Source organism: Lichenicoccus roseus, from assembly GCF_005844085.1.
In the GTDB taxonomy this organism is placed as follows: domain Bacteria; phylum Pseudomonadota; class Alphaproteobacteria; order Acetobacterales; family Acetobacteraceae; genus Lichenicoccus; species Lichenicoccus roseus.
The window spans coordinates 16,945-27,260 of the sequence record NZ_VCDI01000016.1 but is presented as its reverse complement, the minus strand read 5'-3'; the positions used below and the strand labels follow the sequence as shown (position 1 = coordinate 27,260).

At 61.0% G+C, this 10,316-nt stretch carries 10 protein-coding genes and 1 pseudogene; 9 read left to right on the top strand and 2 right to left on the bottom strand.

Annotated features, from left to right (window positions below):
* From FE263_RS21650 to FE263_RS21625, 7 genes and pseudogenes are all read left to right on the top strand, one after another.
* Positions 1-459, top strand: a pseudogene (locus FE263_RS21650) (hypothetical protein); the annotation flags it as partial.
* Between the two features lie 503 nt (positions 460-962).
* On the top strand, positions 963-1,589 hold the full coding sequence (locus FE263_RS21645; RefSeq protein ID WP_171034284.1) for a GntR family transcriptional regulator: 627 nt from the start codon (positions 963-965) through the stop codon (positions 1,587-1,589).
* Positions 1,590-1,698: 109 nt separating this feature from the next.
* On the top strand, positions 1,699-2,523 hold the full coding sequence (locus FE263_RS21640) for an alpha/beta fold hydrolase (protein WP_138328125.1): 825 nt from the start codon (positions 1,699-1,701) through the stop codon (positions 2,521-2,523).
* Positions 2,524-2,559: 36 nt separating this feature from the next.
* Complete coding sequence (poxB, locus tag FE263_RS21635; RefSeq protein WP_138328124.1) at positions 2,560-4,287, top strand: ubiquinone-dependent pyruvate dehydrogenase; 1,728 nt, start codon at positions 2,560-2,562, stop codon at positions 4,285-4,287.
* 611 nt (positions 4,288-4,898) lie between these two features.
* On the top strand, positions 4,899-5,597 hold the full coding sequence (locus FE263_RS21630) for a ChrR family anti-sigma-E factor (RefSeq protein ID WP_171034283.1): 699 nt from the start codon (positions 4,899-4,901) through the stop codon (positions 5,595-5,597).
* A gap of 500 nt (positions 5,598-6,097) precedes the next feature.
* Entirely contained in the window at positions 6,098-6,271 is a 174-nt protein-coding gene (locus FE263_RS22335) for a hypothetical protein (protein ID WP_171034282.1), read from the top strand.
* Positions 6,272-6,596: 325 nt separating this feature from the next.
* Positions 6,597-7,178, top strand: a complete 582-nt coding sequence (locus FE263_RS21625; protein ID WP_240760060.1) for a LysE family translocator — start codon at positions 6,597-6,599, stop codon at positions 7,176-7,178.
* Between the two features lie 585 nt (positions 7,179-7,763).
* Here the strand turns inward: FE263_RS21625 and FE263_RS21620 are convergent.
* Both FE263_RS21620 and FE263_RS21615 read right to left on the bottom strand, forming a co-directional pair.
* On the bottom strand, positions 7,764-8,072 hold the full coding sequence (locus tag FE263_RS21620; protein ID WP_138328122.1) for a type I secretion C-terminal target domain-containing protein: 309 nt from the start codon (positions 8,070-8,072) through the stop codon (positions 7,764-7,766).
* Entirely contained in the window at positions 8,023-8,826 is an 804-nt protein-coding gene (locus FE263_RS21615; protein WP_138328121.1) for a calcium-binding protein, read from the bottom strand. The genes FE263_RS21620 and FE263_RS21615 overlap by 50 nt, the downstream gene beginning before the upstream one ends.
* A gap of 366 nt (positions 8,827-9,192) precedes the next feature.
* Here FE263_RS21615 and FE263_RS22330 point away from each other — a divergent pair, with 366 nt between their 5' ends.
* Together FE263_RS22330 and FE263_RS21610 are read left to right on the top strand one after the other, a co-directional pair.
* Positions 9,193-9,342 carry a hypothetical protein gene (locus FE263_RS22330; RefSeq protein WP_171034281.1) on the top strand — a complete coding sequence of 50 codons (150 nt, stop codon included), beginning with the start codon at positions 9,193-9,195 and terminating at the stop codon, positions 9,340-9,342.
* Between the two features lie 221 nt (positions 9,343-9,563).
* Positions 9,564-10,280, top strand: coding sequence for a hypothetical protein (locus FE263_RS21610; RefSeq protein WP_138328120.1), 717 nt, complete (start codon positions 9,564-9,566; stop codon positions 10,278-10,280).
* The last annotated feature ends 36 nt before the right edge of the window (positions 10,281-10,316 follow it).

Sequence of the window (10,316 nt, the reverse complement as noted above, 5' to 3'; positions counted from 1 at the left end):
GCCGACTGGCTCGAGCGCCGGCAGCAGCTTGGTCTACAGGTCTGGGCGAGAGGCAGGTCGGAGCAGGGGGTTGCGGGCGCCCCGGGCGAGGGAGAGGATCTTGCCGAGCTGATGCGGGCCTGTCTGGCGGCCCTGGCGCTTTCGGACCAGCTGGCAGAGGCCTATCGGCTGCCACCGCGCACGCTATGGCCGGTACCGGTGTCGATCGCCCGCATCCGCGAGCGGCTGGCGGTGCTGCCGGACGGCAGCGCGCTGACGTCCTTCCTGCCGGACTTGAAGGCGGAGGAGGTGGGCGGCTTTCGGGCCCGGTCCGCTGTGGCGAGTACGTTCGCTGCCAGCTTGGAGCTCGCCCGCGATGGTCGACTGATGCTGGATCAAGCCGAGGCGTGGCAGATAATTCTTGTCAGCCGACAAGCCGATGGAGGTTTGCAAACGGACGCTGACGCGGATCGCGCTTAGAAATAGGGATGACCCGGCAATAAGGCGAGGCTACTTACGGACGCACTGCGCCTAGGCCGAGCTCGTGGTATTGCAGACCTACTCGATTGCGGCGGTATACGGCATCGAGCATGGAATTCCGAGAGGCCGCTCCCTAATGAGTGGCAACGCCCGGGCTGCTCTTGCTTATGCTTGCCGAGCGTCCCAGCCGGCATTTCAGACAGCTCCTGTTCTAGATCGGCTTGAGCCGGAAGGCTCTGATCGCGGCTGCTCGCCGATGGCATTGCCTCTTTGGTGCTAAAGCTGTGGTTGGAGTGATGGTTGAAGCTGGAGAAGCGCATTCAGATAGCCGCGCCTCCAGCTTAAGCGAAGCTCTCATCGTTAGGTCGACGTTCGCAACAGGCGACAGCTTCCAAGGATTTGCGATCGTGCACGATCGATGATTGACATCAGCTGATATCTAGATTGATAACTGGGGCATGCCTGCAAAGGTCGTTTTGCCCCGAGTTGTTCTGGCTGATCAGTTGACTGACCTGCTGGAGGAGCGGATTCTTGACCGCGTCTACGAACCTGGCGAGCACTTGAATATCGATGGGCTGAAGCGCGAGTTTGACGTGAGCTCCTCGCCGGTCCGGGAAGCACTCACTCGGCTGACGGGTGCCGGCCTCGTGGTCTCTGTTTCGTTTGCGGGCTTCTCAGTGGCACCGCTACCGACAAGGGCCTGGTTCGAGCAGTTGCGTGACTACCGTATTGTGACAGAGGGCTGGGCTGCTGGCGTTGTCGCGCGGGAACGGCCTGCTGCGAGCATCGGACGCATGGCTGTGGCGTTGAAGCGGATGTCAACCCAGACGATTGGACGAAAGGCCCGAGATTTTCGTTCCGCCAGCCGAAGTGACGAAGCCTTTCATCAAGCCATGCTGGAAGGTAGCGGTAACGGACTCTTAACGAACAGCGTGCGGGCTCTACGCCCTCACCTGCAGCACGCCCGATTGTTTGACCGAGTGCCGCAAGACATAAGGCCGGTTGTCAAAGAACATAGCACTCTGTTGGACGCGATCAACGCGGGCGACGCGATTGCCGCCAGCACCGCCCTGCGTGATCACCTGGTTGCGTCATGGGAACGCTACGCAGCATGGTCAGGACCAACCTAGCTGCGGCCAAGGGTTTGTGAGCGGCGGCTGCGTTTTTCGCACTTAGCCGATTTGTGCACTGAGTCTCCGGCTTCAAGTTTCCACGTGGGCTGAGAGTATAGAGGACTACATGACCAATATGATCACCTTAGGAGATGGAACCAAGCTTTTTTACAAAGATTGGGGAGTGGGTCAGCCTATCGTATTCCACCACGGCTGGCCGCTGTCAGCCGACGACTGGGACGTGCAGATGATGTTCTTTCTGCAGCACGGTTACCGCGTCATCGCGCACGACCGGCGAGGGCACGGACGATCCACCCAGACCTCCGAGGGCAATGATATGGACACGTACGCGTCCGACGTTGCCGAACTCGCTGCGGCGCTCGACCTACGCGACGCTGTCCATATTGGCCATTCTACCGGCGGCGGCGAGGTGGCGCGTTACGTAGCGCGCCATGGGAAGGATCGGGTTGCGAAGGCTGTGCTGATCAGCGCCGTGCCGCCCATCATGCTCCGCACCGATCAGAATCCGTGCGGCTTGCCCATGAGCGTGTTCGATGAAATCCGTGCTGGCACCGCTTTCAACCGATCGCAATTCTACATCGACATTACGTTGCCTTTCTACGGTTACAACCGGCCGAATGCGGTCGTATCTGAAGGTGTGCGGCGGAATTGGTGGCGGCAGGGCATGATGGGAGGAATCAAAGCGCAATATGACTGTATAAAAGCGTTTTCAGAGACCGACTTTACCTCTGACCTCCAGAGCATCGACGTCGCGACGTTCGTGATGCACGGCGAGGACGATCAAATTGTGCCGTTCGCGAATGCCGGGCCGCTATCGGCGGAACTCCTGAAGAACGGCAGTCTAAAAGCTTACAAGGGTCTGCCGCATGGCATGCCGACTACAGATGCTGCCGTCATCAACGCTGATTTGTTAAAGTTCATCCAAAGCTAGCTTGGATCGTATTAGTGAAACTGGACGGTGAAAGCCATGAGCGACAACGTAGCCACCTACCTCGTGCAGACCCTCGCGGGCGCGGGGGTAAGGCGGATCTACGGCGTGGTCGGGGACAGCCTCAACGGCATGACAGACGCGTTGCGTCGCCAGACTGAGATCGCTTGGGTGCATGTCCGTCATGAGGAGGTTGCTGCCTTTGCCGCTTCCGGTGAAGCGCAGCTCACCGGTCAGCTAGCCGTCTGCGCCGGTTCCTGTGGGCCCGGCAACCTGCACCTTATTAATGGTTTGTTTGACGCCCATCGGAGCCGAACACCTGTCCTTGCGATTGCGGCGCAAATCCCGTCGGCAGAAATTGGGGGTGGCTACTTCCAGGAGACCCATCCAGAGAGCCTCTTCCGGGAATGTAGCCATTACTGCGAACTCGTGTCTGATGCATCGCAGATCCCCTTTGTACTCGACAATGCGATCCGCGCCGCCGTCGGCCTGCGTGGCGTGGCTGTCGTTGTGCTACCCGGCGACGTCGCGATGCGCCCCGCGCCCGCGCACTCGGGCATGCCGTTCGTGCTGCCGCCAGCGCCGATCGTCTGTCCGGCTGATGCGGATCTCGACGCGCTTGCGGCGCTTCTGAATGGGGCAGAGCGCGTGACCCTGTTTTGCGGCCGTGGCTGCGCAGGGGCGCACAAGCAGTTGCTGCAGCTTGCCGACACGCTCAAGAGTCCGATCGTTCATGCCTATGGTGGCAAGGAGCATGTCGAATACGAGAACCCGTTCGATGTTGGTATGACGGGCTTCATCGGGTTTTCGTCTGGCTACGCAGCCATGCACACGTGTGACCTGCTCGTGATGCTCGGCACCGACTTTCCCTACAAGCAGTTCCTGCCGCACGACATCAAGATCGCGCAGATCGACATACGACCGGAGAATCTCGGCAGGCGCGCTAAGCTCACGCTCGGCTTGGTCGGCGCGGTCGCGCCGACACTAAACGCGCTGCTGCCAAAACTCACGCCCAAGACGAACACCCGCCATCTTGACGCCAACGTCGCGCACTACAAGAGGGCGCGGCACGGTCTCGACGAGCTGGCGCAGGGCACGCCCGGCCGGCTGCCGATTCACCCGCAGTACTTAACCAAGGTAATCAGCAATGCCGCGTCCGACGACGCGGTTTTCACCTTCGATGTCGGGACGCCCACCATCTGGGCCGCGCGCTACCTGCGCATGAACGGCAAGCGGCGCCTAATCGGCTCGCTCGTACATGGCTCGATGGCGAACGCCATGCCGCAGGCGATCGGCATCCAGGCCGCCGCGCCCGGTCGTCAGGTCATCTCGCTGTCGGGTGACGGTGGTTTCACCATGCTGATGGGTGACCTGATCACGCTCACGCAGGCGCGGCTGCCGGTGAAAGTCGTGGTCTTCAACAACGGCGTTTTGGGCTTCGTGTCGATGGAGATGAAGGCGGGGGGCTTCGTCGACACGGGCACCGACCTGCAGAACCCGGACTTCGCCGCCATGGCGCGCGCCATGGGCATCCATGCGCGGCGCGTCGAGGATCCGGGCGAGCTTCCCGGGGCGGTCGCCGACATCCTCGCCCATGACGGACCGGCGCTGCTCGATGTCGTCACCGCGAAGAACGAGCTATCCATGCCGCCGACGATCGGCGCGGAGCAAATCAAAGGGTTCAGCCTCTGGGTGCTCCGGGCGGTGATGAGCGGTCGTGGGGATGAGGTGATCGACCTTGCCTCGACTAATCTGCTCCCCCGTTGAGGCTTAGACCCGACGAGCTGAAGCGGACCTTGAGCTTCTATACCTCAGGTATCTTAGAGCCTGGTATCGGACGCCTCAGCTGATCGCCGCGTCCGCTTACGCTCTATAGTATAGCGTCCCAGATTCAACGGTGCGGCCAGCGGCGTTCGATCGGTAGATCCAGTAGCTGGGCACCCAAGACATCTCCGTTGCGGGACGGCTGCGAAGTGATCAGGCGGTCACATAGAAGGGCTTGGTGGCAAGCGGGAGCGGCCGAGCATAAGGGCTCAGTTTGAATCTGGATCGCCCATAGTCAGCAGCGGGCCGAGCTCGCCAGCCAGTCGGCAAACACGGCCGGATGCGAGCTGCCCGCACCCGGCCTGACCTGAGACAGGATGTCTGACGTCGACTGTCACGGCTGAAGAGCTCTACTGAGCTAGCTGGCCAATAGATGTGTAACAACAAATGTATTCTCTAGTTTACATAGTTCTGTAGGGACCAATCACCTCAACATATGACCCGTGGTAGATCGGCCGATAGGCCGAATGCGGCTGCTCTCGGAACTACGGAAGTCCACTGCGTTGCATGACCACTGCGGCAGAAGCCGCTGATTTCACGTTGGCAAAAAGATAGTGACCGTCTCTATAACGCCCAGCAAGCATCCCAGTAGTGCAGTATTGCTTGACTATGCGTCCGCCACTCTCGGTTTTGCACATCGTCTGGTGGTGGAAACACATGTTCTGCACTGCCAGGGATGTGCAGAAACAATCTCATTCCTTAAGGGCGTTGGGAACGAGTTCACTGCTAATTTGCCGCCTGTTACGCCGCCTGCTGACTTATTTGAGCGGAGTATCGCAAGCTTCAATGCTGCAGAAGCAGTAAGGCCGCCCTTCCAGATGGGAGAAGCTCCAGCAGAGATGCCGCGCATAGTGGACAGAATGGTTTTGCCGTCGACGCTCAAAGACCTGCAGCCCAGCCGGTTGCGGTGGCTCACACCGGGCATTCGCCATAGCACGCTTTGGCGTGACGACTTCAGCACGCTGCATTTCATCCGTGTCAACGCAGGGGTGAAACTACCAGCGCACAGCCATCGTGGGTTGGAACTAACCTGCGTGCTCAGAGGCGCCTTTCGGGATAACGATGGCTTATATTCTGTCGGCGACGTGGCAGAGGAAGACGAAGATTATGGCGAAGCAGCGCTCCGGCGCGAACACGATCATCTTGTCAGAGCTGAACCGCAAGAAAGCTGTATGTGCATTCTGGCGACTACCGGTCGTCTTCACTTCAGCAATTGGATGATCCGTCTCGTCCAGTTCACTCTGCCGTTCTGAAGATCCTGTAGCGTTTAGTGCCGTGCTCTTTCAATCAGAAGCAGGCCGATCCAATGGTGGGGGGACGGCCTGAGTTCTACTCAACCTGAGGAACGACCAGCTCGCCGATCCCGGCCGCCTGGATGTAGGCATGCGCCGCCTCGGCCAACTCGTGGTGCGCCGGCATCAATCGCTTCGGCGTGTCCACGCCGGTCCACGCGGCCCTGTTCGCCGTGATCGGGAGCGCGTTAGACGAGTGCGAGATTGAGGTAATGATGGTGTTCGGCCTGCAGGCCGAGGCACTACAGGATGCGATCAGTAGTTCAGAAGATCCACGCAGCTACATCATCCTGGGCGTGACCCGGGCATAGCCGCGCTCTGGAGGCGAGGCAAGCCGGGTGATCCGCTTTCGGGGCGGCAGTGCCGGAACGGGACAGGCGGCAGCCCGGCATGCGCAATCGGCATGTCATGGAGATGGAGCCAAAGCGTTACAATGGGGTGCTAGGGAACCGGAGCCCCCCATGCTGACCCTTATCATCACCCTGTGGATTGCCGCCGCCGTGCTGGTGACGGCGTTGCTGTGCGCCCTGATCGCCCAGGGCAAGCGACGGGCAGCAGGGCAAAGTGCCTCCGCCCGCCACCCTGCCGGCCGCGCAAAACGTCCAGGACAGCGCCCGGCGGTCCGATCGGTCTGATCTCAGCGCGCCGATCAGACCGGCGGTGACGCTGCAGATCTTCCGGACAGGTGTGGGTGGGTAGTTGCCACATCCGCGTTCCAGAGGAAGCCCCTTGTTCACGATCACAGACCTGCTAAGCGGGTAATCATGTACGTCTCCCTCATCAGTCTCGTCTGGATTATCGCCTTCGGTGGGGCCGAGGAGACGTGCGACTAGGCATAGCAGCCTAAAACGTCCCTAGAACTCCGCCGGTCCGGCCGGGGTTCTTAGCAGCGCCACCCCAGCCACCGGCTCCAGATAGGAACCGATCGTGCCAGGACACGCCGCAGACCCGAGCTTTCCCTTGTTGCCGCTGCTGAGCTTCGCCTTCAGCGCCTCGGCAACGCCGGGCCCAAACAACATCATGATGCTTAGCGCTGCCGCCACGCACGGCTTGCGGCGGACGCTGCCGCAGCTGGCCGGTGTCGCAATCGGCTTTGGTGTGATGGTAGCCCTTGTCGCGTGCGGACTTGGCATTCCGCTGGCACAAAGCCGCTTGCTGCAGCGGATGATGCAGGTTGCTGGCGCGATCTGGCTGACCTGGCTCGCCTGGAAGATCGCGACCGCCCCGGTAAGAGGTGAACTGCGTCCGGCACGCGTCCTGAGCTTCTGGAGCGCATGCGCCTTCCAGTGGATCAACCCCAAGGGCTGGATCATGGCGGTTGCTACCACTGCCACATTCCTCCCACCGGGCGGTAATCCGCTCATCTTCGGGCCGCTGTTCGGCTTGGTCTTCACACTCGTCAGCTTTCCGTGCGTCGGCAGCTGGGGCTTGGTCGGAGCCAGTGGCGGCCGGCTGCTACAGCAGCCCGGACGGTTGCGGGCCTTCAACGTAACGCTGGCCTTGCTGCTCATCACTACCGTCGTTGCAATGCTCCTGGAGTGATCAAGAGCAACGCCGGTATCGAGACACGTAATTGCCCCCGCCCGTGCCCTGCGTGCGGTGCGGGGATCAATCGAACGCACCGCCAGCCGGGCTGCTGCGATGGTCACCGTCGGATTGCCGCCTCCGGAGAGATGAACGCGTGCCACGTCGGGGCCAGTGCATTACCTGCGTGGACATTGCCACCGGCCCTCACACCGAGGTTGTGATAGGCCAATAGCAATTTAACGAGTTGCCCCAAGGCCTCCATTACTACACCCACGGCATCTGGCTGCAGAGCCCGCATCCGATCAGCGTGGCTCGTATTAGTCGTCGGGCGTTGCGAATGACGCGGGATTGCCACGAGCGGCAGGCGTATTTCCGGTAGTAGATGTGACGCGCAGACATCGGCGACGACCGTCTCGAAAACAACGATCGTTACAAGATAGTTGACACCTGTCTACAGGTTCTGCCGTTGTTATGAACGCGCTTATGAACGATTAACGGGGAAGGACTTGCTGCTGCTGCGACACAGTCACGCCGGTCCCGACGGCGGTGGCCATACACCGCTTCCGGAACGCGACCGAATGCTAAGGCCACCGATCCAGATCAGGCCTGGATAGAGTGGTGGCTGATCAGGTCGTTGAAGCTCAACCCCGGCGTGTTGGTGAGCTGGGCGACCTGGACGCCGCTGCCCGTCCCGTTATGGGCAACGGCGATGTAGGTGTTGCTGCCGACGTCGGTGACCTTCACGTAGTTGCTCAGCGTGTTGGCCTTGCCGTTCCAGGTCGTGTCCTGCAGCGCACCATGCAGGTTCACCACATCGCCGTTGGTCTTGGTGAAGTCGGCGATCACGTCGAAGCCAAGGCTAGCACCCGGCAGGATGAATGTGTCGTTGCCGGTGCCGTTCGAGATCATGTTGCTGCCACCGTCCGCGTCGACCGTGTTGCCCGCCCCCGAGCACGATGGTGTCGTTACCACCGCCGGTGGTGATGAACGACATGCCCAGCATGCCGCTGACCTTGTCGGTCCCCGTGCCCAGTACGATGATGTCGTGCGTGCTGCCGACCTTCACCATATCGTTACCGTTGCCCAGCGCGACCCCGTTGTAGCCGCCCGGACCGCCGGTCACCGTCATGTTTCCGTCGCCCCCGACGACGGCATTGGAGCTGCCGCCCAGAGTCGCCGTCGAGTTGCCGTTGCCGAGCGAGACGATCGCCTGGCCGGCGCCGGCATTGATCAGGTCGTTGCCGCCCTCGCCATAGATTTGGTTCTGGGTGCCGAACGCGGTGATCTGGTCGTTTCCGGAGGTGCCGTAGATCTTGGCGTGGCCGTTCGCAGGGTCGTTTATGACATTGTAGGACGAGGTCTCGGTGGCGATCACGCTGGTGGTGCTGTTGGTGGCCGAGGTGACAATGCTGCCACCGGCAGTCTGGCTGGCGGTGAGCGCGAAATTCGTGGTCACCGTGCTGCCTGCTGCGGCCTCATGCAGCGTCGGCGTGAAGGTCAGGTCCTGCAGCTCACCGGTCAGGGTGGCCGGCGTTGCGGCCGCCAGGGTGTAGGTGCCGGCCGTGCTGCTGGCGGTCAGGCTGGTGCCGGACAGGGTGCCGTTAGCCGCGCTGCTCAGCACGATGGTCAGGCTGTCCTGCACCCCGCTGTCCACGTCGCTCACGCTCGCCGTGGTGAGATCGGCAATGTTGCAGCAGTAACCGTCCTGGCGCTGTTCTGGATGCTACCGGCTGGGCGTCCTAGTCAGGTGCCCCAAGAGGAAGCCAAAGCGTCACGTGTCGAAGCCCGATTGCCCCCAGAATGAGCATGCTAGACCGCTCCCCTCCTTCACGGCCGTCACCAGCTCAGCCACCCGGTCCAAGGCCGGCCGCTGCTGGGGCCAGACCGAGGCCGCCGCAACGGCGCCCGGACGTCCTCGGTCTGGTCTTCATTGGTTGCCTTTTACAAACTCAAGGTAAACCTGCGTTCTATCGCGCCGAACATCTCGAACAGGTCGGCATCGCAATGCTCCTCTTGCATGGAAGCCTGGATGCTCGGCATCAGAAACCGCCGAGATGACAGCGGGGAGCGGGCGGCGGCAGCCAAGCGGCTTGCTGCGGCGGCTTTCCACAGGCTGCAGCCGGAGGCCAAAGCACCCGAGCCGCCTGAGTTCAACCTCGAAGATTTAGAATATCTGTAGGCGATTTCCGAAAGCGAGCAGGACGAGCGAGAGTCCGAGCGGCCGGCTTGGCGGGCGATGCAGCGGGCACCGACTGCTTTGGTTTGGGGCGAAGTAGAGCAGGTTGGGCGGGAGGCCCGTGGGTGGGTCGCGGGTGAAATACACACGCCTTCGCGAGCGCAGCAAGCCTCCCGACTGATGGCTCTGGATTAGTTATTGCTAGTGTTTAAGGCTATTGTAGTTTGCCCATACCCACCTACCGGCTGATTATCGATGGAGTGACTGCAATGTTCGGTATAAAACGCAGAGTCCATCAAGCTTACAACCTCGGGAAGTTCTTCTTTCGCCAGCGGGTCATCGGCTTTGCGGTTCCGACTGAGCCGGAGTTCGATGAACCTTCTAAACGGGTGTTCATCGACCTTCTGACAAAATCTAGCTTCTACTTGGAGTATGGTAGCGGTGGCAGCACGCTGATGGCTGCCCGCAACAAGAAGCGATTCATCTCTGTCGACACCGATTGGTGGTTCCTACGCTCGGTTCGAAAGGCGACAGGTAAGCTGTCGGCGAACCAGCGACTGATCCATGCCGACATTGGGCTGACTGGCCCATGGGGGAAGCCTCTTCGTGCTACGAGGTTGTCGGCGAGCCGATTGGCTCAGTGGCGCTCCTATTCTGGAACGCCGTGGGAGAGCATCACCGTTGGTGACATGCCCGACCTAGTGTTAGTTGATGGTCGCTTCCGCGTCAGCACGACGCTTCTCTGCTGCCAGAAGCTTGCCAACAACCCCGATGCACGGATCCTCGTTGACGACTATGTCGGCCGTTCGGGATACTCGGTCATCGAGCGGCATGCCGATCTTATCGGCATGGCGGGACGAATGGCGATCTTCAAGCCACGGTCAACCTCCGATGCGAGCCTTCAGGAGGCGGTAACTCAGCACGCGACTGCCTGGGAATAGGTTCGGTAGCGATCACACCATCCTCCTGAACCGCCC